Source organism: Burkholderia territorii (assembly GCF_001718335.1).
GTDB lineage: Bacteria > Pseudomonadota > Gammaproteobacteria > Burkholderiales > Burkholderiaceae > Burkholderia > Burkholderia territorii.
Genome location: NZ_CP013365.1, coordinates 308,064 through 331,401, shown reverse-complemented (window position 1 = coordinate 331,401; position 23,338 = coordinate 308,064). Strand labels below are relative to the sequence as shown.

19 protein-coding genes and 1 pseudogene are annotated in these 23,338 nt (G+C 69.3%); 7 read left to right on the top strand and 13 right to left on the bottom strand.

The features are described from left to right. Positions 1-56: 56 nt before the first annotated feature. The 4 genes and pseudogenes from WS51_RS01565 to WS51_RS32750 all read right to left on the bottom strand — a co-directional run. Positions 57-2,855, bottom strand: a complete 2,799-nt coding sequence (locus tag WS51_RS01565; RefSeq protein WP_069228480.1) for an Hsp70 family protein — start codon at positions 2,853-2,855, stop codon at positions 57-59. 5 nt (positions 2,856-2,860) lie between these two features. Beyond that, complete coding sequence (locus tag WS51_RS01560; protein ID WP_059503900.1) at positions 2,861-4,702, bottom strand: Hsp70 family protein; 1,842 nt, start codon at positions 4,700-4,702, stop codon at positions 2,861-2,863. After that, positions 4,699-5,286 carry a DUF2760 domain-containing protein gene (locus WS51_RS01555; RefSeq protein ID WP_059945277.1) on the bottom strand — a complete coding sequence of 196 codons (588 nt, stop codon included), beginning with the start codon at positions 5,284-5,286 and terminating at the stop codon, positions 4,699-4,701. Before WS51_RS01555 ends, WS51_RS01560 begins: the two co-directional genes overlap by 4 nt. A 298-nt stretch (positions 5,287-5,584) precedes the next feature. Beyond that, positions 5,585-5,722 (bottom strand): annotated as a pseudogene (locus WS51_RS32750) (transcriptional regulator); the annotation flags it as partial. Positions 5,723-5,802: 80 nt separating this feature from the next. Between WS51_RS32750 and WS51_RS01550 the strand changes: the two are divergent. After that, positions 5,803-6,525 (top strand): HAD family hydrolase, encoded by a 723-nt coding sequence (locus tag WS51_RS01550; protein ID WP_059503904.1) that lies wholly within the window; start codon positions 5,803-5,805, stop codon positions 6,523-6,525. Between the two features lie 72 nt (positions 6,526-6,597). Here the strand turns inward: WS51_RS01550 and WS51_RS01545 are convergent, their stop codons facing one another. Next, positions 6,598-7,215 carry a glutathione S-transferase family protein gene (locus WS51_RS01545; RefSeq protein WP_059449159.1) on the bottom strand — a complete coding sequence of 206 codons (618 nt, stop codon included), beginning with the start codon at positions 7,213-7,215 and terminating at the stop codon, positions 6,598-6,600. Positions 7,216-7,309: 94 nt separating this feature from the next. Then, complete coding sequence (locus WS51_RS01540) at positions 7,310-7,678, bottom strand: YciI family protein (protein WP_059542923.1); 369 nt, start codon at positions 7,676-7,678, stop codon at positions 7,310-7,312. An 82-nt stretch (positions 7,679-7,760) separates the two neighbouring features. Between WS51_RS01540 and WS51_RS01535 the strand changes: the two genes are divergently transcribed. Continuing rightward, positions 7,761-8,228 carry a MarR family winged helix-turn-helix transcriptional regulator gene (locus WS51_RS01535; protein ID WP_069228479.1) on the top strand — a complete coding sequence of 156 codons (468 nt, stop codon included), beginning with the start codon at positions 7,761-7,763 and terminating at the stop codon, positions 8,226-8,228. A gap of 18 nt (positions 8,229-8,246) precedes the next feature. On the opposite strand, the gene WS51_RS01530 is transcribed toward WS51_RS01535, so the two are convergent. Further along, positions 8,247-8,840 (bottom strand): TetR/AcrR family transcriptional regulator, encoded by a 594-nt coding sequence (locus tag WS51_RS01530; RefSeq protein ID WP_069228478.1) that lies wholly within the window; start codon positions 8,838-8,840, stop codon positions 8,247-8,249. A 118-nt stretch (positions 8,841-8,958) separates the two neighbouring features. Here WS51_RS01530 and WS51_RS01525 point away from each other — a divergent pair, with 118 nt between their 5' ends. After that, positions 8,959-10,014, top strand: a complete 1,056-nt coding sequence (locus tag WS51_RS01525) for a saccharopine dehydrogenase family protein (protein ID WP_059804384.1) — start codon at positions 8,959-8,961, stop codon at positions 10,012-10,014. Beyond that, positions 10,001-10,768: an isocitrate lyase/PEP mutase family protein gene (locus WS51_RS01520; protein WP_059542926.1), complete on the top strand. Its 768-nt coding sequence runs from the start codon at positions 10,001-10,003 to the stop codon at positions 10,766-10,768. The genes WS51_RS01525 and WS51_RS01520 overlap by 14 nt, the downstream gene beginning before the upstream one ends. Positions 10,769-10,920: 152 nt before the next feature. Here WS51_RS01520 and WS51_RS01515 read toward each other — a convergent pair whose 3' ends face one another. Then, on the bottom strand, positions 10,921-12,132 hold the full coding sequence (locus tag WS51_RS01515; RefSeq protein ID WP_059503918.1) for an MFS transporter: 1,212 nt from the start codon (positions 12,130-12,132) through the stop codon (positions 10,921-10,923). A 70-nt stretch (positions 12,133-12,202) separates the two neighbouring features. Here WS51_RS01515 and WS51_RS01510 point away from each other — a divergent pair, with 70 nt between their 5' ends. Next, positions 12,203-13,237 carry an AraC family transcriptional regulator gene (locus WS51_RS01510; protein WP_059449166.1) on the top strand — a complete coding sequence of 345 codons (1,035 nt, stop codon included), beginning with the start codon at positions 12,203-12,205 and terminating at the stop codon, positions 13,235-13,237. Between the two features lie 107 nt (positions 13,238-13,344). Here the strand turns inward: WS51_RS01510 and WS51_RS32410 are convergent, their stop codons facing one another. The 3 genes from WS51_RS32410 to WS51_RS31850 form a co-directional block, all read right to left on the bottom strand. Further along, positions 13,345-13,512 carry a hypothetical protein gene (locus tag WS51_RS32410; protein ID WP_167357957.1) on the bottom strand — a complete coding sequence of 56 codons (168 nt, stop codon included), beginning with the start codon at positions 13,510-13,512 and terminating at the stop codon, positions 13,345-13,347. Positions 13,513-13,571: 59 nt separating this feature from the next. Further along, positions 13,572-15,482, bottom strand: coding sequence for a DUF3857 domain-containing transglutaminase family protein (locus WS51_RS01500; RefSeq protein ID WP_069229098.1), 1,911 nt, complete (start codon positions 15,480-15,482; stop codon positions 13,572-13,574). 282 nt (positions 15,483-15,764) lie between these two features. After that, positions 15,765-15,923: a hypothetical protein gene (locus tag WS51_RS31850; RefSeq protein WP_155773553.1), complete on the bottom strand. Its 159-nt coding sequence runs from the start codon at positions 15,921-15,923 to the stop codon at positions 15,765-15,767. 134 nt (positions 15,924-16,057) lie between these two features. Between WS51_RS31850 and WS51_RS01495 the strand changes: the two genes are divergently transcribed. Beyond that, positions 16,058-16,921, top strand: coding sequence for a crotonase/enoyl-CoA hydratase family protein (locus tag WS51_RS01495; protein ID WP_059449169.1), 864 nt, complete (start codon positions 16,058-16,060; stop codon positions 16,919-16,921). 52 nt (positions 16,922-16,973) lie between these two features. On the opposite strand, the gene pdeR is transcribed toward WS51_RS01495, so the two are convergent. Next, a complete protein-coding gene (gene pdeR, locus WS51_RS01490) occupies positions 16,974-18,977 on the bottom strand; it encodes a cyclic di-GMP phosphodiesterase (RefSeq protein ID WP_059770591.1) in 2,004 nt (667 codons plus the stop codon). A gap of 190 nt (positions 18,978-19,167) precedes the next feature. On the opposite strand from pdeR, the gene WS51_RS31845 reads away from it, so the two are divergent. Continuing rightward, positions 19,168-19,488 carry a hypothetical protein gene (locus WS51_RS31845; RefSeq protein ID WP_155773552.1) on the top strand — a complete coding sequence of 107 codons (321 nt, stop codon included), beginning with the start codon at positions 19,168-19,170 and terminating at the stop codon, positions 19,486-19,488. A gap of 176 nt (positions 19,489-19,664) precedes the next feature. On the opposite strand, the gene WS51_RS01485 is transcribed toward WS51_RS31845, so the two are convergent. Then, positions 19,665-23,303 carry a hydantoinase B/oxoprolinase family protein gene (locus WS51_RS01485; protein ID WP_069228477.1) on the bottom strand — a complete coding sequence of 1,213 codons (3,639 nt, stop codon included), beginning with the start codon at positions 23,301-23,303 and terminating at the stop codon, positions 19,665-19,667. Between the last annotated feature and the right edge of the window lie 35 nt (positions 23,304-23,338).

The following is a 23,338-nucleotide window of genomic DNA, read 5'->3' as shown; positions in this document are numbered from 1 at the left end:
GCGTCCGCGAGCATCGGCAATGCCGCAGAATGCTCCGGGATCCGAACGATACCGGATCACCCCGCCAGCAGCTTCAACCCGGCCGGCAGCGCTTCGCCGAACACGCGCGCGGTGTCGGCCTCGTCGAACGCGATCGCCTCGCGAACCATGTCGATCCACGCGGCCGACACATTCGCGGAAGACAGGCGCTTGATCACCGCCTCGCGCGTTTCATCCGGCAAATCGCGTTCGCGGTCGCCCGTCATCCGCGCGATTTGCGCGACCGCGAATGCCGCGGGTTCGACCTGCTTCCAGTCGAGCGCGAATAGCGCATCGAGCCAGCGCGTCGCGACGTCGGCCGGCACGACACTGTGCGCGCTGCCGTAGAACGGCCGCCGCGCGCCGATCCGTCCGAGCGCCCACGCGCACAGCGTGCGTTCGGACGGCTTCTGCAATTGCACGATCAAACGCTCGGCCAGCTCCACCTTGCGCTCGACCGGCAATCGCTCGAGCGACGCGGACAAGCGCGTCATGTCGGCCGGGCCGACCTTGGCCGGATCGAACGGCAGCTTGCGGCGCTTGTCGTCGGACGGTTCGAGAAACGCGATCGCATCGCGCACCTGCGTCTGCGCGTCGTCGTCGAGGCCGCCTGCCACGCGCCGCCACAGCGTCCACCACTCGGACCACACCTGCGCGTCGTTCACGTACTGAATCCCGTCGTCGAACAGCGGCCACAGCTGCTCGATGCGCCACGCATCAAGCGGATGGCCGAAGCCCGGACGCAGGCAATAACCGGCAAGGTTCAGCCATGCCCGCTCGTGATCGGCCGAACGCCGGCGACGGCGCGCGCGTGCGAGCAGTGCGTCGAACAGTTCGCGCGCGAGCGCGACGTCCCACTCGTCGCGCGGGCCGAGCACCTGTTCAAGTTGCGCACGCAACCGTCGCGTGTCCTTCGGCGTGACGTTCGCGGCCTTGCTGCCGAACGAACGGTCGATCAGCTCGATCGCTTGATCGAGACGCGGATGGCGCGCAAGCGCGGTGTCGTCGCCCTGCGCGGGCGCATCGCCGCGCAACTGGAATTCGAGCCGCCAGCGCCGCGTCGCATCGTCAGTCGCGATGCAGTGCATTTCGAGCGTGCCGACTTCGGTCAGCGACGCGGTGAGTTTCACCGGCGTTTCGCGCGCATCGCCGCCGGCTTGCCGGTCGACGACCGTCGCGATCGGCGGCAACCGCACGAAATCGCCGCCGTCCAGTTCGACGAGATCGCCGGGCCGGTATGCCGTGTCGGCTACCGTCGATACGAGGTGGAAACGCACGGGCTGCCCGAGCTGCAGCGCAAACGTGCGCTGCTCGAGCCGGATCTCGCGGCCCTCTTCCGAACCGCGCGGCAACAGGCAGACACCGCGCGGGGCCGCGTCGGCGTCGCCATCGTCGAGCACGAGGAAATAACTGCGCGCGGAGCCGCCGCCGATGCGCAGTGCATGCCCGGCCCGCGCCAGCCCGTAGGCCACCGCGCCGCGCGCGACCGCCACGTCCGGATGCGCGTTGTGCAGCACGTCGAGCGGTGCGCCGCGCCACGCGCCGAGCGTCTGCGCGAGACGGCCGGCGAGCGCGCCGGCGCGAAATACGCCGCCATTGAGCAGCAGCGTGTCGGGCAGCGGGCCTTCCGCATGGCGATTCAGGAACGCGGCGACGTGGCGCGTGACGGCCGGGTCGCTCGCATACGGCAAGCCGAATTCGACGATCGCGGCCCGCGCGCGGCGCGGCAGCTCGCCGGCCTCGACCTGCGGAAAGAAACCGTCGACGACGATCTGCTCGACCTCCTGCCGCGTCAGCTCGGCCGAGCGCGCGCCGCCGACGAGCTTGCTGCCCGCGCCGAGCAGCGTCACGGTGACGGACGCCGGCGCGTCGTCGCCGAGCAGCCGCTCCTTCGCCGCGCGGCAGCGTTCGACGAGCTGCGACAGGCTCGCGGCCGACAACCGCGTGCCGGGCTCGGTCAACCTCGGCTCGATCAGGCGCGCGAGCGCGAGGTCCATGTTGTCGCCGCCGAGCATCAGGTGATTGCCGACCCCGACGCGCGTGAAGGCCGGTTCGCCGTCGTCGCCCGGCGCGACGTCGACGAGCGTCAGATCGGTCGTGCCGCCGCCGACGTCGCAGATCAGCACGCGGCGCGCGGCGGCAAACGTGTCGCGCAACGTCGCGCGCTGGCCGTACAACCAGTCGTAGAACGCGGCCTGCGGCTCTTCCAGCAGCCGCAACGCCGGCAGCTTCGCGCGTCTGGCGGCCTCGACCGTCAACGCGCGCGCGCCGTCGTCGAACGACGCCGGCACCGTCAGAATGACGTCCTGCTTCGCGAGCGGCGCATCGGGAAAGCGTGCGTCCCACGCGGCACGCACGTGCGCGAGATAACTCGCACTCGCATCGACCGGCGACACCTTGTCGACGCCCTCGGCCGCGCCCCACGGCAGGATCGCCGCGAGCCGGTCGACCGATGCGTGCGACAGCCAGCTCTTCGCGCTGGTGACGAGCCGGCCCGGCACCTGCGCGCCGAGCGTGCGCGCATAACGCCCGATCACGGGCGGCGGCGCATCGTCGGCGGCGCCGTCGCGACCGGCCGACCCGCCCTCACGGCCGCCGGAACGGGCGGCCGTGTCGCGCGCGCCGGCCGCCTGCCACGGCAACCTCAACGCGTCCGCCGCGAGTTCGCCCGCCGCCGGGTGATAGCGCACCGACGGCAGCAGCGGTTGCGCGGCCACCGCGCCGGGGCCGACCAGCTGCTCGACGTCGAACACGCGGATCGCGTCGGAGCCGGCCTCGACGTATGCGACGACCGTGTTGCTCGTGCCGAGGTCGATGCCGACCGTATAGCGCTTCATCGCGCTCAGGCGGCGCCGCGCACGTCGAACTCGACCTTCCAGCGCTCGTTCGTGCCGCTCGGGATCGCCTCGAGCTCGAGCGTGCCGGCTTCGGTCACGCGCGCATGCAACTTCACCGGCACGACCTCGCCGACCGTGCGCCCTTCGGCGGGCAGCGTCGCCTGGATTTCCTCGAGCTCCTGCAGCTCCTCGGGCGACCAGTAGTCGAGCAGCGTGCCGACCTGGTCCTGGCGGCGCACCGACGACCCGAAGAAGCGGAACTGCACCGGCTCGCCGACGACGAGGCCGAACTCCTGCGGCGGCAGCGCCGCATCCGTGCCTTCCTCCATCCCGAACGGCGCGACGCAGAGCGCCTGCACCGGCGGCTCCAGCCCCGGCACGGCGGGCATCGCCGATTCGATCGCGACGTAGTACGCGCGCGCCGTGCCGCCGCGAATGCGCACGCCGCGGCCGCGCTTCACGTAACCGTAATAAGCCGCGCCGCGCGCGACCGCCAGATCGAGATCCGCGCCTTCGAGCAGGCGCGCGGGCGCTGCGCCTTCGGCGGCCAGCCAGCCGTTGAGCGTGTCGAGCACGCGCTGCGTGAGCAACGTCGACTTGAACACGCCGCCGTTGAACAGAACCGCCGTCGGATGGAGGAACGTCGCGCCTTGCGGCAGCGTGCGCTGCACGCCGTCGAGCGTATCGAGCGCCGCGACCTGGCGGCCGAGGAACGCCGCGAGATGGCGCGTGATGCCCGCGTCCTGCGCATACGGCAGGCCGAGCTGCGTCAGGCCGACGCGTGCACGGCTCACCGGACGCGCCGCCGCGTCGACTTGCGGGAAGAAGCCTTCGAGGATCGTCTGCGTGAGTTCAGCGCGCGTCAGCTCCGTGCGGATCGAGCCGCCGATCAGCTTCGAGCCGCGGCTCGGCACGACGAGCGGCACCGCATCGGTCGTCGGGTCGGACAGCAGCGTTTCCTTCGCCGCGCGGCACGCGTAGGTCAGCGCGCGCAGTTGCCACGGATCGGCCTGCGTGCCCTGCTGCGCGAGCTTGCGCGCGACCACGTGCGCGAGCGCGAGATCCATGTTGTCGCCGCCGAGCAGGATGTGCTCGCCGACCGCCACGCGATGCAGTTCGAGATTGCCGTCGCGCTCGACCACCGCGATCAGCGACAGGTCGGTCGTGCCGCCGCCGACGTCCACGCACAGGATCAGGTCGCCGACCTGCACCTGCTTGCGCCAGCCGCCTTCGCTCTTCTGGATCCAGCTGTACAGCGCGGCCTGCGGCTCCTCGAGCAGCGTCATCCGCGAATAGCCGGCGGCACGCGCGGCTTCGGCCGTCAGTTCGCGCGCGGCCGGATCGAACGACGCGGGGATCGTGACCGTCACGTCCTGGTCGGCGAACGGCGCGTCCGGATGCGCGTGGTCCCACGCTTCGCGCAGGTGCGTCAGGTAGCGGATCGAGCTTTCCAGCGGCGACACGCGCGACACTTCCGGCGGCGCATCGCTCGGCAGGATCGCCGCGCGGCGGTCGACGCCCGGATGGCACAGCCAGCTCTTCGCGCTCGACACGAGGCGGATCGGCGTGCCCGCGCCGCGCGTGCGCGCCATTTCGCCGACGGCGAAGGTGCGCGTGGCCGTCCACGGCAGCGTCAGGTCGCCCTGTGTCAGCTCGCTTTCATGCGGAAGATAGAGGAACGACGGCAGCAGGTCGCGCGACTCCAGCGCACCGGGCGCGGTCAGCTGCGCGATCGGCAGCACCTGCTGCGTGATCTTCTCGCCGTCGCTGGCGGCGCTGTCGACGTACGACAGCGCGCAATGGGTCGTACCGAGGTCGATACCGATCGAATAGCGCGGATCGCTCACAGTTCCACCTCCGCCGGTGCGATCACCGATGCGTCGTGGCTGCCCGTCAGCTTCGGCAGGCGCACGTCGGCCACGCGCCAGCCGCGATGGCTGACCGTGCCCGTGAACGGCGCGGCGCCGACCACGTTGCCCGTCACGCGCACGGCCGTCGCGTCGAACCCGGCCGGCAGCGTCACGCGGCTGCCTTCGGCTTCATCGCGCACCGGCACGATCGTGAAATGCTCGCGCAGCGCGGCACGGCAGCCGTCGTGCACGAGGCGTGCGGCCGCGCCGATGTCGGCGTCCGTATAGCCGGCGATGTCTTCCTCGACGAAGTCGATGAAGCGCGCATCGCGCTGCAGCAGGCCCAACAGTTGCAGCGCGGCTTGCGGGCTCGCTTCGCGCAACTCGGGGGCCGGTGCCTTCACGGGTGCGGGTGCGGGTGCGGGCGCCGGGGCTGCGGCGGGTGCCGGCGCAACCGGGGCCGGGGCGCCATCGCGCACGCGCAGCACGTCGGCCGCGAACTCGCGGTTGCCGATCACGGAGAAGAACGTGCCGACGGCCAGCGACAGCCGGCCGAAAAAGGACAGGTTGGATTCGGGCATGGGGTCTGGACTCCTGTGGGCTCGCGACACGGCGAGCGTCTTGCCTGGGCGCCGGGCGGCGGCGTGCGATGGCGCACTGCCGCCGCCCCGGCGCGTGATTCGGGCGCGCCCTCTCGGGTGCGGAAAACCCGTATTTTGCCCTGTGGCGGGCAAACCGGGCAGAAGTTGGGGGACAGAACACGTTGGCGCGCGGGTTTCGCGGCGCGCCGGATTGCGTCGGACTGCCGTCTATCGGGTGACGGTCGTGCGGCGGCCGCGATGTTGCGGCGCGTCAGCGCGGCTTGCGGCGGCGCGCCGCCTACGCCTCGAAATCGCGTGACGGCGTGCCGAGCGTGACCTTCCCGAAGTGCGCAAGCAGCACCGCCCCGGCCTCCTTCAGCGTGACCGACAGATGCGCGTTGACCGCCTGTTCGACCAGGCATTCGGGTGCATCCTCGGCGCCGACGGGCAGGTCGTGCGGATCGATGCGCTGTTCATCGGCGCGCGCACGGAGGCGGCGTGATATCTTCCATCGCCATGCATCTGTCCAACGTTTCCGCCATCTCGTTCGATCTGGACGACACGCTGTGGCCGTTCGGCCCGTCCGTCGAACGGGCCGAGGCGTCGCTGCATGCGTGGCTGATCGCGCATGCGCCCAACACCGCGAGCGTGCTGCCCACGTCGCAGGCACTGAGCCGGCTGCGCGACGAATACGAGCGCTTGCGGCCGGACCTCGCCGGAGACTACCGTGCGTTGCGCATCGGCTCGATCCGGCTTGCGCTCGAACGCGCGAGCGAAGACGTCACACTGACCGAGCGCGCCTACGACGTGTTCTATTCCGCGCGAAACGAAGTCGAGTTCTTCGACGATGCATTGCCGGCGCTCGCATGGCTGAGCGCGCGATTTCCGCTGATCGCGGTGACGAACGGCAATGCGGACCTTCGGCTGACCGGCGGCGGCGAATTCTTCCGCGAAACGCTCAGCGCACGCGCGTTCGGGTTCGCGAAACCGCAGCCTGAAATCTTCCATGCGGCCGCCGCGACGCTCGGCGTGCCGGCTGCGGAACTGCTCCATGTCGGCGACGACTTTCACCTCGATATCGTCGGCGCGTTGAATGCGGGGCTGCAGGCGGCGTGGGTCGTGCGCGACCAGGAGGCGGAAGCGGAGCACACCGCGCAGCGTACGCCATCCCCGCATCTGACCGTTCGCGACTTGTCGATGCTGTGTCGCGCGCTCGGCGGCCCCGCCGACACGCGATAACCGCACGCTCGCCAGGCCGAAAGATCGCGCGTTCAAAGTCGATCGCGCCGATCGGCACGACCGACCACCGGTTCATGCCGCCTTGCGCGCGTCCGCGATCCGCTGCGGCGCCTTCGGTCGCGCATAAAGCCGCTCGAGATACGCGCGCAATTGCGGGAACGGTTCGATCAGATGGCATTCGCTTGCCCAGTCGATCAGGTACACCGTCACGCAATCGGCCACCGTCAACGAATCGCCGACGATGAATTCGCGTCCTTCGAGATGCTTGTCGAGGATCGCCGCCATCGTCGCGAAATCCTCGCGGGCCAGCTCGATATCGGCCGGCGAGCGCTTTTCCGGCGGATAGATGAACGAATGGCGCGTAATCCGCCACAGCGGCTGCTCGAGCTCCGTCACCGCGAACATCACCCACCGATAGGCCTGCGCGCGCAGCGCCGGATCGGCGGGCAGCAGCGCCTTCTCAGGGTACTTGTCCGCGAGATACAGCACGATCGCGGCCGACTCGGGAATCACGAGGTCGCCGTCCACGAGCACGGGCACCTTGCCGGCCGGATTGAGGCGCAGGAATTCCGGCCGCTTGTGCTCGCCCTCGAGCAGGTTGACCGACACGAACTCGAAATCCGCGTCCAGTTCCTTGAGCCCCCAGAGCGCGCGTTGCGAGCGCGTGCCGGCGAATCCGTAAAGCTTCATCGCAATGTCTCCATCGATCATGTCGGGAAAAATCGCCGCGCACGGGCGACGGGCCAGCGGCCGCGACGACCGCGCACGCAGCGCCAGTCGCCGCTCACATGCCCGGCACCGCCAGCACCGGCATCACGTCGATCGCGTCGCCCGGGAACAGCGTGAAATGCGGATGGCCTTCGAACAGCGCGGCGGCCGCATCGTGCGAAGCGGCACGCACGACGGTGAAGCCGCTCATCGCATTGGCGGTGTCCGTCACGCCGCCCTTGTCGATCCTCTTGGTCTTGCCGAGCGGCCCGCCGAGCTCGACGACCGCATCGCGATGCCGCTCCACCCACGCGTGCCACGCGGCGATCCCGTCGCGCTCGCGCGCACGCCGCTCGTCCTCCGGGAGCGCCATCCATGCCTTCATGCTCGGGCTGTCCTTGCTGCCGAGGAATACCGCGAGATACAACTGCTGTTGCGCACTCATGCTTCCTCCGTCCGATGGCGGGAACGGCGGGCTGCCGCTCCTCGCCCTTGACACAATAGGTTGATATCAACACAATTGCAACATGGCACGCAAAGAAACGCTCCCTTTCGAAACGACGCTGATGGTGCGCGATTGCTGCCTGTGCCTGCACATGCAGCGCGCGGCGCGCAATCTCGCGCGTATCTTCGACGATGTGCTGCGTCCGCTCGATCTCACCAACGGCCAGTTCTCGCTGTTGATGTCGCTGAACCGGCCGCAGCCGGCCCCGATGAAATCGGTCGCGTCGTTGCTCGCGATGGACCGCACCACGCTCACCGCCGCGCTCAAGCCGCTCGAGCGGCGCGGGCTGCTCACGATCACGCAGGATCCGGCCGACAAGCGCAGCCGCCTGCTCGAACTCACGCCGGCCGGCCATCGGTTGCTCGCCGAAGCGTTCCCGCTGTGGCAGCAGACGCATGCGGAGATCGAACGGCCGTTCGCGGCCGGCGAAATCGATGTGCTGCGCGGGCAGTTGCGCGCGCTGTCGGAGGATCCGGCTACGCGCGGCTGACGCGGCGCGCCGTGCGTTTCACTTGCGCGCTTTCCTCGACATCAGCAGTTGCGCGAACTCCTGCAGAAAGCGCGCGGGCCCGTGCGCGTGCAGCGCCTGGCCGCTGCTGAGCGCGCCGTCGATGACGGTCGCAAGCCGCAGCGCGTAGGTTTCCGGTTCGTCGATCCGCATCGCGGTGGCCAGCTCCGTGAGCCGGCGCCGCAATTCCTGCTTGTGCGCGACCGCGACCTTGCGGGCCGGATGATTGGCGTCCGGGTACTCGGCGGCGATGTTGATCTGCGGACAGCCGCGATAACCGGGGCGCTCGATGCGCTCGCCGATCCATTGCAGTTGCGCATCCAGTTCCTCGCGCGGCGCGCGCCGGTACCGCGCGGCCACCGCGTCCCAGTGCGCCCAGAAGTCCGCATCCTCGCGCAGCAGGAATGCTTCGATCAGGTCGTCCTTCGTCGCGAAGTGTCGATAAAGGCTGGTCTTCGCGACGCCCGCCTGCGCGACGATCAGGTCCACGCCGACCGCCCGCGTCCCTTCCTGGTAGAACAACGCGCTCGCCGTTTGCAGAATGCGTTCGCGCGTATCGAGTGCGCGCCCGTTCGTATCCGTTCCCTGTTTCATTCAAGCCCGGCCGCCATGGCCGCCTGTCCCGCGAAAGTGCGTTCGATGATAGCACCCGGAAGTTGACGACGCTACAGGTCTGTACTATAAAACAGACCGATCTGTATCGGAGTTGACCATGGACGATCGAATGACGGTTGCTGTGTATGGCGCGACCGGCCACACGGCGCGGTTCGTCGTGGCCGAGCTGGAACGGCGCGGCGTCGGCGCGATCCGCATCGGGCGCGACGCCGCCCGGCTCGCGCAAGGCGGCCACGACGCGGCGCCGTGGCGCGTCGCGTCGGTCGACGATCCGGCCGCGCTCGACGCCGCATTGCGCGGCGCGCATGCGGTGATCAACTGCGCCGGCCCGTATCTCGATACCGCGCTGCCGCTCGCCGATGCGGCGTTGCGGGCCCGCATCCCGTATCTCGACCTGACGGCCGAGCAGCCGTCGGTCCAGGCGCTGACCGACCAGCGCGACACCCGGGCCCGCGCCGCCGGCGTGACGCTCGTGCCGGCCGCCGCGTTCTACGGCGGCCTCGCCGACCTGCTCGTCACCGCGGTCGTCGACCCACGCGAGCCGATCGAGCGCGTCGATGTCGCGACCGGCCTCGACAGTTGGCATCCGACGCGCGGCACGCGCGTGACCGGCGCGCGCAACCATGCGATCCGGCTGATCCGGAAGGACGGCAAGCCGACCGAGGTGCCGTCGACGCCGCGCGAACGCAGGTGGTCGTTCCCGGCGCCGCTCGGCGATATCGACGTGACGCTGCTGCCGTTTTCGGAAGTGATGACACTCGCGCGTCATCTGCGCATCGATACGATCGAGTCCTGGCTCGCGACGCGTGCGCTGCGCGACGTGCGCGATGCCGGCACGCCGCCGCCGCAACCTGTCGACGCGCTCGGCCGCTCGGCGCAGCAATTCGTGATGGACGTGGTCGTCGTGCAGAACGGCACCACGCATCGCGCGAGCGCGTCGGGGCGCGACATCTATGCGGTCAGCGCACCGCTCGTCGTCGAGGCGACGTGCCGCCTGCTGCGCGGCGCAACGCCGACGTCGGGCGGCGTACGCAGCCTGGGCGAACTGTTCGACGCACGCGATTTCCTCGCGGCGCTCGACACCGTCACCGTATCGTTCGACACGATCACCGATCGAAATTTCAACCGGAGGAACGAGCATGAGCCGCAATAACGACGAGAAAGCCGCGTATTTCCGTTCGCTTCACCGCGCGGGCCAGCCGCTCGCGCTGTTCAACGTGTGGGACGCCGGCAGTGCGCGCACGGTGGCCGACGCGGGGGGCGTCGCGCTGGCGACCGGCAGCTGGTCGGTCGCGGTCGCCAACGGCTTCGTCGACGGCGAGCAGATTCCGAAAGCGCTCGTGATGGAAGTGCTCGCGCGCATCGCGCACGCGACCGACCTGCCCGTCACCGTCGATCTCGAAAGCGGCTATGGCGAGCGGCTGGAGGATGTCGCCGACACGATCGCGCGCAGCATCGAGGCCGGCGCGATCGGCTGCAACCTCGAAGACAGTTTTCCGGCGACGGGCGAACTGCGCGCGGTCGACGCCGCGGCAGCGCGGCTGGCGGCGGCGCGGCAGGCGGCCGACCGCGCCCTGACCGGCTACTTCATCAACGCGCGCACCGACGTGTTCTTCAACGCCGCGGCCGACACGCACGACGAACGTTTGCTCGACGACGTGCTGACGCGCGCCCGTGCGTATGCGCAAGCCGGCGCCGACGGGCTCTTCGTGCCGGGGCTGCAGTCGCCGTCGCTGATTCGCGCGCTGACGGCGGCGTCGCCGCTGCCGGTGAACATCATGCGCGTGGCGGAAACACCGACGCTGGCCGAACTCGCGTCATACGGCGTCGCACGCATCAGCCACGGCCCGTACCCTTATCTGCAGGCGATGAAGGCACTTGCGGCGCTGGTCAGGCAGGGAGGCTGATCGGCCGATGAGCTTCACATGAAACAAGCAGCGGGCGCGCTGCAACGCGCAGCGTGCCCGCGCCGGTCACTTCATCCGGATACACCGGCTGCCCGACCGACGGGCCGCACCGGCGCGCGCTCACCGCGCACGTCGAGCGGCCCGCGTGCGTGTCACTCGGCGAGCGCCGGCGCCACGCCCACCCGCTTCGGCACGCCGGTCACGATCGTCGCGACCGCCACAGCCAGCACCGCGGCCGCGCCCAGGAACACGCCGCCCGCGCCGTTCGCGTCGAACACGACGCCGCCCGCCGCCGCGCCCGTCGCGATCGCAAGCTGGATCGCCGCGACGATCAGCCCGCCCGCGCTCTCGGCTTCATCGGGCACGGTGCGCGTGACCCACGTCGACCATGCGACCGGCACGCCGCCGAACGCCATTCCCCACAACGCGACGAGCACCGCGTCGATCATCGGTGCGCGGCCGAGGGCGACGAGCGCGACGCCGAGCACGACCATCAGTGCCGGCATCCCGATCAGCATCGGCCGCAGCCGGCGCTCGAGCACGCGGCCCGCGAGCGACGTGCCGACGAAGTTCGCGATCCCGTAGCCGAGCAGAATCGCCGACAGCCCGTTCACGCCGACACCGGCAACCTGTTCGAGAAAAGGCCGCAGATACGTGAAGAACGCGAAATGCCCGGTAAATACGAGGATCGTCGCGAACATGCCGAGGCCGACGGTCGGCCGGCGCAGCACGTCGACGAGCGTGCGCAGCCGCGTCGTGCCGCTCGGCGGCATCGACGGCAGCGTCAACACCTGCGACACGAATGCGAGACCGCCGAGCCCGGCCGCGATCAGGAACACGTTGCGCCAGCCGATCAGGTGCCCGAAATAACTGCCCATCGGCGCGGACGCGATCGTCGCGACCGCCACGCCGCTGAAGATGATCGACAGTGCGCGCGGCACCATCGCGGTCGGCACGAGCCGCATCGCGGTGGCGGTCGCCATCGTCCAGAAGCCGCCGAGTGCGACGCCGAGCACGACGCGGCCGATCAGCAACGTCGTCAGGTTGGGCGCGAACGCGACCGCGAGATTGGAGGCGACCAGCAGCACGGAGAACGCCAGCAGCACGCGCCGGCGGTCGATCGTGCGCGTCAGCGCCGAGATCAGCAGGCTCGTGACCAGCGCGACCGTCGCCGTGGCCGTGACGGCCTGGCCGGCCACGCCTTCGGTCACGCCGAGGCTGTCGGCCATCGGCGTGAGCAGGCTCGCGGGCAGGAATTCGGCGGTGACGAGACCGAACACGCCGAGCGTCATCGCGAAAACGGCGCCCCAGGCCGGCTCGCGGGGGGCCGCCGGGGTGGCGGCAGAGGAGATTCCGGGATTCATGCGTCGTTCCGAGTCGTATAGGGAAAATACTGATGAGGGCGTATCGTAAGGAACCGCAGCAGGACGGTCTATGACATACAATCCGTTCTTGTTGATCGATCGTCCGAATCTTGCGATGTCCGAACCTCTCCTTCCTCCCGTCCCCGACGTGCACGACCTCGTCAGCGAGCTGCTGCTGGGGATGCGCCTGAGCGGCGTGCAGTACCGCCGCATCCAGGTGCCGCGGCCGTTCGGGCTGAGTTTCGGCCATGCGCCGGGCCGCGCGCAGTTCCATTTCGTCGGGCGCGGGCCCGTGCTGCTGCGCGATGCCGACGGCACGACGATGCGGCTCGAGGCCGGCGACGCGATCCTGCTGCCGCACGGCCGCACGCACGCGCTGGTGTCCGACCCGGATGCGCCGTGCCGCGAAATTGCCGGGTTCGAGGCCGCGAAGATCTGCGACACGGTCGCGGCGGTGGGCGCGACGTCGTGCGCCGCGACGGAGCCGGCCGCCGGCGATGCGCTGATCTTCAGCGCGTGCATGGAGCTCGATCTCGGCGGCATGCAGCCGCTCGTCGGGACGATGCCGGAATTCATGCACGTCGGCACGCTGCTCGCGCGCTACCCGGAGATTCGACCGATGCTCGACGCAATGGAGCGCGAGTCGTGCTCCGAGCGCGCGGGCTTCGCGGGCATCCTCGCGCGGCTCGCGGACGTGGTCGCCGCGTTCATCGTGCGCGGCTGGGTCGAATGCGGGTGCGGCGACGCGACGGGCTGGGTTCAGGCGCTGCGCGAGCCGAAGCTCGGCCGCGCGATCGTCGCGCTGCATCGCGATCCGGGGCGCAACTGGAGCGTCGCGGATCTCGCCGCCGAAGCAGGCGTGTCGCGCTCGGTGTTCGCGGAGCGCTTTCTCGCGGCCACCGGGATGACGCCGGTGCGTTACCTGACCGAACTGCGAATGCGGCTCGCCGCGCAGTGGATATCACGCGAAGGCGAGACGATCGAAGCCGTCGCGTACCGGCTCGGCTACGGGTCGCTCGCGGCGTTCAGCCGCGCGTTCAAGCGCGTGGTCGGCAGGCCGCCGGGGGCCGTGCGTGCCGAAAGCGACACGCACGCCGACGCGTGACGTGTAGCGCTCGCGCGCGGCGCGCGGCGCGCGGCGCGCGGCCATGCGAATGCCTGCCGAATCGCACCGGCATCGATCGACGCGCCGCCGCCCGTAATGAATTGCGGTCAGCCGCCGCGCGCGTCGAGCTTGTCGACCAGCGCCGTCGCGCACTGCACGGCCAGCGCCGCGCACCGCTCTGCGTCCACGGGCGCACCGTTTGCGACGGTGCCCTGCACGATCCGGCCCAGCAAATCTTTCGAGAGTTCGGCGATCTCGTTGTCTCGTTCCGTCATGATGTCCGTCCTTGCGCGTCGGCCGATGGCCGGCGACGCGCTCACTTTCCCCTGCCCGTTCATCGCCCTTTCGCCCGCACGACGATCTGCGCCTGCGTGTCGCGTTCGATGCGTTCGAGCGACGCACGCAGCGCCGCGAACGCGTCGGGCGTGCAGACCTGACGGCCGAATTCGGCGTTCATCCGCCGTGTGACCTGCACGACCCGCGTGGCCGCATCGAATACGTAATGCGACGTGAAGTCGACGAAGCGGTCGTGCACGGCCGCGTCGGCCGGCAGGTCCGTCACCGCTGCGTCGGCCGGCAGCGCGATCTGTCCGGTCTCCTCGAACGTACCGCCGATGCACGTCCACGGCTGCGTGCGCACGGGTTCGGCCAGCCAGCCCTCGACCTGCGTCGCGATGCCGCCCGTGAGGCTCGACAGCATGGGCACGGCGGTCGTGCCGTCCGGCCATACGAAGTGATCGAGCGTGCCGTCATACGTCACGTCGAACGGGCCGGCCGTTGCACGTCGATCGCTCGTCGCGATCCGTGCGCGACCGCGCAGCCCGCTTTGCCGCAGGCGTTCGTTCGCGAGCTGCCGGATGCGCTCGGGTGTCGCACGGCGAAACAGCGTGCGTTCGAGCTCGGCGGTCCAGCCGTCGTCCTCGACGAGCGCGTGAAGCTGCGCGGCGCCCGGTTGCGCGGCGTCGATCGCCACGCGCGCGGTGCGATGCTTCGGCTGCGTGGCGGGCGTGCGCGACAGCACGCCGGTGTCGACGAGCAGCGCCGGCCGATCCATCACGATCGGCGGCAGGTAGCCGAACGCGATGCCGGCCGTCGTGGTGTCGGCGTACAGGCCAAGATCGGGCAGCCACGTGATCGCGTGATTGATCGCGCCGCCGCCGTAACCGGGCACCGACGGCAGCGTGTACACCGAGCCGAGATTGATCAGCACCGGTTCGCTGCGGATGCCGACCGCCGCGAGCAACGCGCCGAACAATGCGACGTGATCCTTGCAGTCGCCGTAGCGGTTGCGCAGGATGTCGGTCACGCGATGCGGCGCGGCGGCCGTCTCGCCGAGAAAGAGCGCGACATAGCGCACGTTCGCCTGCACCCAGTCGTACAGGATGCGCGCCTTGTCGCGCGGATCGGCGGCACCGGCAGTGAGCGCGCGCGCGAGCTGCACGACGGCCGGATCGTTCGCGCCCGGGTCGACGGCCGCGTCGCGGTAGCGCGCGGCGAACGCCGCATAGTCGGGCAGCGTGGATACCACGAGCCGGTCGCCGTACGTCGGATAGCCGACCGCGCCGCTCTCGATGCGCTCGTACGGGCCGTGCCGGTAGTCGAATTCGTAGCGCGTGCGGCCGTTCGCGGTCACCGGCGGCAGTGCGACGTAGCCGCGTGCGTCCGCGTGCAGCGTCATGTCGGCCGGCACGTCGAAGATCAGCCGCTGATTCTCCACCGGCTCGCGCGACGGCTCGACGTAGTAGCCGAAATATCCGGCGTTGACGGGCCGCGTGCGCGACTTGCGGAATGCAACACGCGTGCTCGAGCCGGCCTCCACGCCCGGAAACACGACGGTGCGCAGCAACCCGTCCTGGAACGTCGGCGCGCCGGCCGAGCGCGGCTCCTGGACGTCGCGGATACCGTCGGGGCCGACCGGATGCGCGACGCCGTCGCGATCGATCGTCTCCGCCGCGAGCAGGTCGACCTTTTCCAGGTTCTTGTCGAACCACACGTAGCGCTGCGCGACCGCGTCGATGCCGTTCGCGTTGTTCGCTCGCAGTGTCGAATCGTCGTGCTCGTCGAGCGAACCGTCGTGCTGGATCACGAATACGTGGACATCGCTGACGAGCGTGACGGGCGCTTCGTCGCCCGCGTCCGCGAACACGGGACGCGCGAACGACAGCGCGGCCGCGACGGCGGCAATCGCCGGCACGGCGGCGCAGCCCGGCAGCCTGCGCATCGATCGGAACGGAAGACGCACCACGTCGAAGCTCTCCGCGCGTTCGTGTTCATGTCGGGACACAACGGACACGCATTCGCGCACGCCGCGCCCCATCGTTCAAATCCAGTGTGGGTGACGTGCGCGCGAGCGTCAAGGCGCGGTGCGGCCGCCGCACCGGTCCGCACATTCCATCAGACGCGACCGACGGCGCGACGCCGCTTTCGACACGCAAACGATTGGCAAGTCGCGCCTTAGCCGCATGCCCGTAGCGGCCCGCGGGCCGCACGCACGCACGAACGAACGAACGAACGAACGAACGAACCATCACCGCATCGTCACACCGACCTCGCCGCCCGCGCGCGCCGGCCGGTGCTCGTCGTCGCCATCCTCGCGCCACGCGATCACATCGACCGCTTCGCCCGCTTTATTCGCAAGGCTCGCACCGCCCGTGCCGAACGCGCTGCCCACTCGTGTCCCGTTCATGCGTTGTTCCGCGCATTTCGGCTGATATGCGCGGGCAACAATGGCGATGCCTCGCGGCCGGCGCCGTCCGGGGGAAGGTTTCCACGACGCCGGCCGCGGCGGTTCTTGAAAACCACATCTCACGAGGACATACCATGCAACTCCAATCCCATCCGGCGTGCCGTCCGTTTTACGAAGCAGGCGAGCTCACGCAACTGACCGCGTTCTACGAAGAAGGCCGCAACGTCATGTGGATGATGCTGCGATCGGAACCGCGACCATGCTTCAATCAGCAACTCGTCACCGACATCATCCATCTCGCGCGCGTCGCACGCGACTCGGGCCTGCCGTTCGACTTCTGGGTGACGGGCTCGCTCGTCCCCGAGCTGTTCAACGTCGGCGGCGACCTGAGCTTCTTCGTCGACGCGATCCGCAGCGGCCGCCGCGACCAGCTGATGGCCTACGCGCGCTCGTGCATCGATGGCGTGTACGAGATCTACACGGGCTTCGGCACCGGCGCGATCTCGATCGCGATGGTCGAAGGCAGCGCGCTGGGCGGCGGCTTCGAGGCCGCCCTCGCGCACCACTACATGCTCGCGCAGAAGGGCGTGAAGCTCGGCTTTCCCGAGATCGCGTTCAACCTGTTTCCGGGTATGGGCGGCTATTCGCTGGTCGCGCGCAAGGCGGACCGGGGGCTCGCCGAATCGCTGATCTCGTCCGGCGAGGCGCATGCGGCCGAGTGGTACGAGGATCGCGGGTTGGTCGACCAGACGTTCGACGCGGGCGACGCCTATCTCGCGACGCGCACCTTCATCGACGTGATGAAGCCGAAGCTGAACGGCATCCGCGCGATGCTGCGCGCACGCGAGCGCGTGTTCAATCTCACGCGTTCCGAACTGATGGATATCACCGAGCAGTGGGTGCATGCGGCGTTCACGATCGAGCCGAAGGATCTCGCGTACATGGAACGCCTCGTGATGCTGCAGAACCGGCGCGTGTCGAAGCTGCGCACGGTGTGACGTGAGCGGGGCGCCGCCGCGAAACCGGCGGCGCCCCGTCATGCGGCCGGACTCAGGCGATCAGCCTGAGCTTTCTCGTTTCCGCGAGCCAGGCCTCGAACGCCTGGGCCGGCATCGGCCGCGCAAAGTAGAAACCCTGTGCGTGATCGACGTTGATCTGCTTCAGGAATTCCGCTTCCGCGTGCGTCTCGACACCTTCGGCGACCACCGAGAAATTCAGCGCCTTCGCGAGCGACACGACCGAGCGCACCAGCGCCTGCGAGCGCGGGTTGCGGTCGATGCCCGTGATGAAGGTGCGGTCGAGCTTGATCGAATCGAGCGGCAGCCGCGACAGTTGCGACAGCGACGAATAGCCGGTGCCGAAATCGTCGAGGTGAACCTCGGCGCCGAGCTGGCGGAATCGCTTCATCAGCTCGTGCGCCGCTTCCTCGTCCTCGATGAAGCTGCTTTCGGTAAGCTCGATGTCGACGAGGCTCGGCTTCAGCCCCGCGCCGTCGAGGATCGCCGCGAACTGGTCGACGATGTTCATGTCCTGCAACTGCCGCGCCGACACGTTCACCGCGATCCGCACGCCGAGCCCCTTCGCCTTCCATGCGGCGGCCTGCGCGGCGGCGGTACGCATCACCCAGCGGCCGAGCGGCGCGATCAAGCCCGACTCCTCCGCGAAACGAATGAACTCGATCGGCGCGACGATCCCGCGATCCGGCGACTGCCAGCGGATCAGCGCCTCGACGCCATGCACGTCGCCGGTCGCGATATCGACCACCGGCTGATAGTGCAGCACGAACTGCTCTTCCTCGAGCGCCTTGCGCAGGTTCGTGTCGAGCCACATGTACTTCGCGACCTTCTGGTTCATCTCCAGCGAGAACACGCGGTACGTGTGCTTGCCCTCTTCCTTCGCGACGTACATCGCGGTGTCGGCGCTGCGGATCAGCGTTTCGAGCGAGTCGCCATGTTGCGGATACATCGCGATGCCGATCGAGCAGCTCGTGTAGACCTCCACCAGCCCGAGGTGGATCGGCGTGCGCAGCCGCTCGAGGATGATCTGCGCGGTCGCCTCGAGCAGCGGCCGCGTGCCGTGCTCGAACAGCACCAGGAATTCGTCGCCGCCGAGCCGCGCGAGCGTCGCGCCGGACGGCAGGCAGCCGCCGATGACCGCGGACACGTCCTGCAGCAGGCGGTCGCCGGTGATGTGCCCGTAGTGGTCGTTGACGCGCTTGAAGTTGTCGAGATCGAGGAACAGGATGCCGACCTGGCCGCGCGCGTCGGTGCGGTCCGCCGCCAGCGCGATACGGATGCGCTCGCTGATGGCGTGACGGTTCGGCAGGCCGGTCAACACGTCGGTGTTCGCGAGCTCGGTGAGCCGCTGCTGCGCGTTGCGCTCCTCGGTGACGTCGATGCCCGAGCAGATCAGGAACTGCTCGTCGACGCCGCTGCCGCTCTGCACGAACTTGTTGCGGAACTGGAACAGGCGCGGGCCGTTGACCGTGTTGATGTAGCGCTCGACCGCGAACGAGCGGTTGTTCTGGAAAAAGCCGGTGATGTTGCTGCGCGACTGCGCGCCCTGCTCGGGGCTCATGAACAGCTCGAACGCGCTGCGGCCGATCACGTCGACCTCGCGCTTGCCCGTCACTTCCTCGCACAGACGGTTGAAGCGCTGCACCATGCCGTTGCGGTCGAGGATCACGACGAGCGAATTCACTTCGGACACGACCTGCTCGGCGAACGCGAGCCCGTGCGCGAGGTCGCTCGCGACGGATGCGGTATCGGAATAGGCGGAGGCCGTGCCGGCCCAATTGGCGGTATCGACCTTCCGGCCGACCAGATGGAGGCTCACGGAATCGCCGAACAGCGCGAGGTCGAGCACGAGGTGCGACGTGACGCCAGTGAGTGCGCGGATGCGCGCGGCCTGCTCGCCGGTCAGTGCCACCGCGACATTGGTCAGGCCGCGAACGGCGGCCAGTTCGAGTGCATTGCTGTCGCTGCCGAGACGCCAGCATGGGCTACGCGTACCGAGGTGCGCTTCGAGCACGGCGCTATCGTTTTCGTCATCCATGGACACGCCCCGATCCAAAAAAAACGCACAGTGTAGACGGAGGCGAGCCGGCCGCCACCGATGCCCGGACGCGCTGTGCGCGTACCCGGCGGGGCGGACGCGATGACCCTGCCAACGGCCCTCGTTCCGTACTTGTTTCCAACCAATGCGAACCGGCGTTCGCGCATGTCGCGCGCAGGTTTCCAAGCGAATGATGCAAGCCATCTTATCAAATGACGAAGAAGATTGGCACTCACATTTTGAACGGGGTGTCAAGGAATCGGCGTTCGATTGGCACGGCGGATTTTTCGTGATCGGCAGTCCGCGCGCGGGCGCGCGCGGCCACCCGCAACCGGATCGGCGAAATTGCCGCTGTGCATTGCCAGGCGGGCGTTTCGCGGGATTGCAATCGCATCGCGACAATGCGCCCGCGCCGGTTCATTGGAGGGTCGGATCGTATTCGGCGGCACGTGAAATGGAGAATTTCCATTTCCGTTCATGCGGGAATATTCGTCTTTATTCCCATATCTAGTGGAATGCCGGCCCGCTCAGCACAAGCGAATATATCGCCGCGCCGCGCGGGCTGGCGGCGGCACGTGATGGAACCGGTGCAATTGTCCCGCCGCACCCGCCGCAACGCGCGAAAAACGTCCGGCGCACCCGCCGCCGCATCGGTTCCGCGCGTTGCATCGCGTGGCGTCGTGCGGCTCAGCTCGCCGCGCCGTAACCGCCGCCGCCCGGCGTTTCGACGACGAACACGTCGCCCGGCGCCATCTGCGCGCGGCCGACGTGCCCGAGCGTCTCGACCGTGCCGTCCGCCCGCTCGATCGTGTTGCGGCCGAGCGCGCCGGCCTCGCCGCCCGCCGCGCCGAACGGCGCATGGATCCGGTTGTTCGACAGGATCGACGCGGTCATCGGCTCGAGGAAGCGGATCCGCCGCACCGCGCCGTCGCCGCCGCGCCAGCGTCCGCCGCCGCCGGAGCCCGCGCGCAGCCGATGCGAGTCGAGCCGCACCGGATAGCGCCATTCGAGCACTTCCGGGTCGGTCAGCCGCGAGTTCGTCATGTGCGTCTGCACCGCGCCGACGCCGGCGAAGCCGTCGCCCGCGCCGCTGCCGCCCGCGATGGTCTCGTAGTACTGGTAGCGATCGTTGCCGAACGTGAAGTTATTCATCGTTCCCTGGCTCGATGCCACACAGCCCAGCGCGCCGTACAGCGCGTTGGTGATCGCCGACGACGTCTCGACGTTGCCCGATACGACCGCCGCCGGATACTCGGGGTTCAGCATCGAACGCGCGGGCACGATCACCGTCAGCGGCTTCAGGCAGCCGGCGTTCAGCGGGATGTCGTCGCCGACCAGCGTACGGAACACATACAACACGGCGGCCATGCAGACGGCCTTCGGCGCGTTGAAGTTGTTGTCGAGCTGCGCGGACGTGCCGGTGAAGTCGATCTCCGCACGGCGCGCCGCGCGGTCGACGCGAATCGCGACGTGAATCTGCGCGCCGTTGTCGAGCGGATAGCGGTATGCACCGTCCTGCAGCGCGCCGATCACGCGCCGCACCGCCTCTTCCGCGTTGTCCTGCACGTGTTGCATGAACGCGAGCACGACGTCGCGGCCGAACTGCCCGACCATCCGCCGAAGCTCGTCGACGCCCTTCTGGTTCGCCGCGATCTGCGCACGCAGATCGGCCATGTTCTGCTCGACGTTGCGCGCCGGATAGCGGCCCGATGCGAGCAGCGCGCGCGTGTCGGCATCGCGCAGCACGCCCGCCGACACCAGCTGCCAGTTGTCGATCAACACGCCCTCCTCGTCGATGTGCGTCGAATCGGGCGGCATCGAGCCCGGTGTCGTGCCGCCGATGTCCGCGTGGTGGCCGCGCGAGCCGACGTAGAACAGCGGGGTGTCCGAACCGTCCGCGAACACCGGCGTGATGACGGTCACGTCCGGCAGGTGCGTGCCGCCGTGATACGGGTCGTTCAGCATGAACACGTCGCCGTCGCGCATGCGGCCGCGGTTGCGCTCGATCACCGTGCGGATGCTCTCGCCCATCGAGCCGAGGTGCACGGGCATGTGCGGCGCGTTCGCGATCAGGTTGCCGTCGCCGTCGAAGATCGCGCACGAGAAGTCGAGCCGCTCCTTGATGTTCACCGAATACGCGGTGTTCTGCAGCCGCAGCCCCATCTGCTCGGCGATGGACATGAACAGGTTGTTGAAGATCTCGAGCCGCACCGGGTCGGCGTCGGTGCCGAGCGAGCGGCGTGTCGGCAGCGGCGTCGTGCGCGTCAGCACGAGGTTGCCCTGTGCGGTCATCCGCGCGCGCCAGCCGGGCTCGACAACGGTCGTGCCGTTCTTCTCCGCGACGATCGCGGGGCCGTCGATCGCGTCGCCGGCGAGCAGCGTGTCGCGCACGTACAGCGCCGCGTCATGCCATTGGCCGCCGGAATAGAAGCGCACGGCGCTGTGCGCACGCGGTGCGGCGCCCGCGTCGCGCGGCGCGAGCGGCGCGATCTCGACCGGCGCATCGGAGCGGCCGATTGCCTCGACCGATGCCAGTTCGACGACAAGCGGCGTGCCGGGCATCAGGAATGCGTAACGCTGCCGGTATGCGGCTTCGAACGCGTGCTGCATCGCGGCGACGCTGCCGGCCGGCACGTCGAGCGCGGAATCGGTGCCCTGGTAGCGCAGGTGCACGCGCCGCTCGGTTGCGATGCGTTCCGGCGGCACGCCCTGTTCGAGCAGCGCGCCGACCGCGTCGTCGGCCAACCGGTCGAGCGCGGCATTCAGCGCCGGCAACGATTCATCGGACAGCACGGCCTCGATCGCGCGCTCGCGCATCGCGGTCTGGTCGGCAAGACCCATCCCGTACGCGGACAGCACGCCGGCGAGCGGATGCGCGAACACCTGCGTCATCCCCAGCGCGTCGGCCACGCCGCATGCGTGCTGGCCGCCCGCGCCGCCGAACGTCGTCAGCACGTAGCGCGACACGTCGTGGCCGCGCTGCACCGAAATCTTCTTGATCGCGTTCGCCATGCTGCCGATCGCGATTTCCAGGAAGCCTTCGGCCAGCGCCTCCGGCGTGTCGCGCCGCCCGGTTGCCGCGTGGATTTCGTCGGCGAGCGCGGCGAACTTCGCGGCCACGCCGTCGCGGTCGAGCGGTTCGTCCGCGCGCGGGCCGAACACGCGCGGGAAATGATCGGGCTGGATCTTGCCGAGCATCACGTTGCAATCGGTCACCGTCAGCGGGCCGCCGCGCCGATAGGCGGCCGGCCCCGGATTCGCGCCGGCCGATTCGGGCCCGACGCGCAGCCGCGCGCCGTCGAAACCGAGCACCGAGCCGCCGCCGGCCGCCACCGTGTGAATGCTCATCATCGGCGCGCGCATCCGCACGCCGGCCACCTGCGTCTCGAACACGCGCTCGAATTCGCCGTTGTAGTGCGACACGTCGGTGGACGTGCCGCCCATGTCGAAACCGATCACGCGGTCGAAGCCGGCCGCGCGCGCGGCGCGCACCATGCCGACGATGCCGCCGGCCGGCCCGGACAGGATCGCGTCCTTGCCCTGGAATGCATCGGCGCGCGTCAGGCCGCCGCTGCTCTGCATGAACTGCAGGTTCACGCCGGGCATGTCGTGCGCGACCTGCTCGACGTAGCGGCGCAGGATCGGTGAAAGATACGCGTCCACCACGGTCGTATCGCCGCGCGACACCATCTTCATTAGCGGCGACACCTCGTGCGACACCGACACCTGCGTGAAGCCGATTCGGCGCGCGAGGTCCGCCAGCGCGCGTTCGTGCGCCGTGTAGCGATAGCCGTGGATCAGCACGATGGCCAGCGCCCGCACGCCCGAGTCGAACACGCGGCGCAACGCTGCCTGCGCACCTTGCAGGTCGAGCGGCACGACGACGTCGCCGTGCGCGCCGATCCGCTCGTCGATTTCGACGACCGTCTCGTACAGCGCATCGGGCAGCACGATGTCGAGATCGAACAGGCGCGGGCGGTTCTGGTACGCGATGCGCAGCACGTCGCGAAAGCCGCGTGTCGTCGCGAGCGCGGTGCGTTCGCCCTTGCGTTCGAGCAGCGCGTTGGTCGCGACCGTCGTGCCCATCTTCACCATGTCGACGCGCTCGGGCGTGATCGGCTCGCCGTCGGCGAGACCGAGCAAGTGGCGGATGCCGGCCACGGCCGCATCGCGATACTGCTCGGGATTCTCCGACAGCAGCTTGTGCGTGACGAGCGAGCCGTCGGGCCGGCGCGCGACGATGTCGGTGAAGGTGCCGCCGCGGTCGATCCAGAATTGCCAGCGCGCGGTGTCGGAGGAAACGGGGAAAGTGTGTCGGTCAGTCATGGCGATGAACTCGATGCGTCGTTGAAGCGAGGGAC

What these genes read in the sequence shown, in the direction of transcription:
- WS51_RS31845 (WP_155773552.1), top strand. Translation starts at nt 19,168, where the DNA reads ATGATGCAAGCCATCTTATCAAATGACGAAGAAGATTGGCACTCACAT.
- WS51_RS01525 (WP_059804384.1), top strand. Translation starts at nt 8,959, where the DNA reads ATGGACGATCGAATGACGGTTGCTGTGTATGGCGCGACCGGCCACACG.
- WS51_RS01545 (WP_059449159.1), bottom strand. Translation starts at nt 7,215, where the DNA reads ATGAAGCTTTACGGATTCGCCGGCACGCGCTCGCAACGCGCGCTCTGG.
- WS51_RS32410 (WP_167357957.1), bottom strand. Translation starts at nt 13,512, where the DNA reads ATGACGGAACGAGACAACGAGATCGCCGAACTCTCGAAAGATTTGCTG.
- WS51_RS31850 (WP_155773553.1), bottom strand. Translation starts at nt 15,923, where the DNA reads ATGAACGGGACACGAGTGGGCAGCGCGTTCGGCACGGGCGGTGCGAGC.
- WS51_RS01540 (WP_059542923.1), bottom strand. Translation starts at nt 7,678, where the DNA reads ATGAGTGCGCAACAGCAGTTGTATCTCGCGGTATTCCTCGGCAGCAAG.
- WS51_RS01495 (WP_059449169.1), top strand. Translation starts at nt 16,058, where the DNA reads ATGCAACTCCAATCCCATCCGGCGTGCCGTCCGTTTTACGAAGCAGGC.
- WS51_RS01520 (WP_059542926.1), top strand. Translation starts at nt 10,001, where the DNA reads ATGAGCCGCAATAACGACGAGAAAGCCGCGTATTTCCGTTCGCTTCAC.
- WS51_RS01565 (WP_069228480.1), bottom strand. Translation starts at nt 2,855, where the DNA reads ATGAAGCGCTATACGGTCGGCATCGACCTCGGCACGAGCAACACGGTC.
- WS51_RS01515 (WP_059503918.1), bottom strand. Translation starts at nt 12,132, where the DNA reads ATGAATCCCGGAATCTCCTCTGCCGCCACCCCGGCGGCCCCCCGCGAG.
- WS51_RS01510 (WP_059449166.1), top strand. Translation starts at nt 12,203, where the DNA reads ATGACATACAATCCGTTCTTGTTGATCGATCGTCCGAATCTTGCGATG.
- WS51_RS01550 (WP_059503904.1), top strand. Translation starts at nt 5,803, where the DNA reads ATGCATCTGTCCAACGTTTCCGCCATCTCGTTCGATCTGGACGACACG.
- WS51_RS01555 (WP_059945277.1), bottom strand. Translation starts at nt 5,286, where the DNA reads ATGCCCGAATCCAACCTGTCCTTTTTCGGCCGGCTGTCGCTGGCCGTC.
- WS51_RS01535 (WP_069228479.1), top strand. Translation starts at nt 7,761, where the DNA reads ATGGCACGCAAAGAAACGCTCCCTTTCGAAACGACGCTGATGGTGCGC.
- WS51_RS01485 (WP_069228477.1), bottom strand. Translation starts at nt 23,303, where the DNA reads ATGACTGACCGACACACTTTCCCCGTTTCCTCCGACACCGCGCGCTGG.
- pdeR (WP_059770591.1), bottom strand. Translation starts at nt 18,977, where the DNA reads ATGGATGACGAAAACGATAGCGCCGTGCTCGAAGCGCACCTCGGTACG.
- WS51_RS01530 (WP_069228478.1), bottom strand. Translation starts at nt 8,840, where the DNA reads ATGAAACAGGGAACGGATACGAACGGGCGCGCACTCGATACGCGCGAA.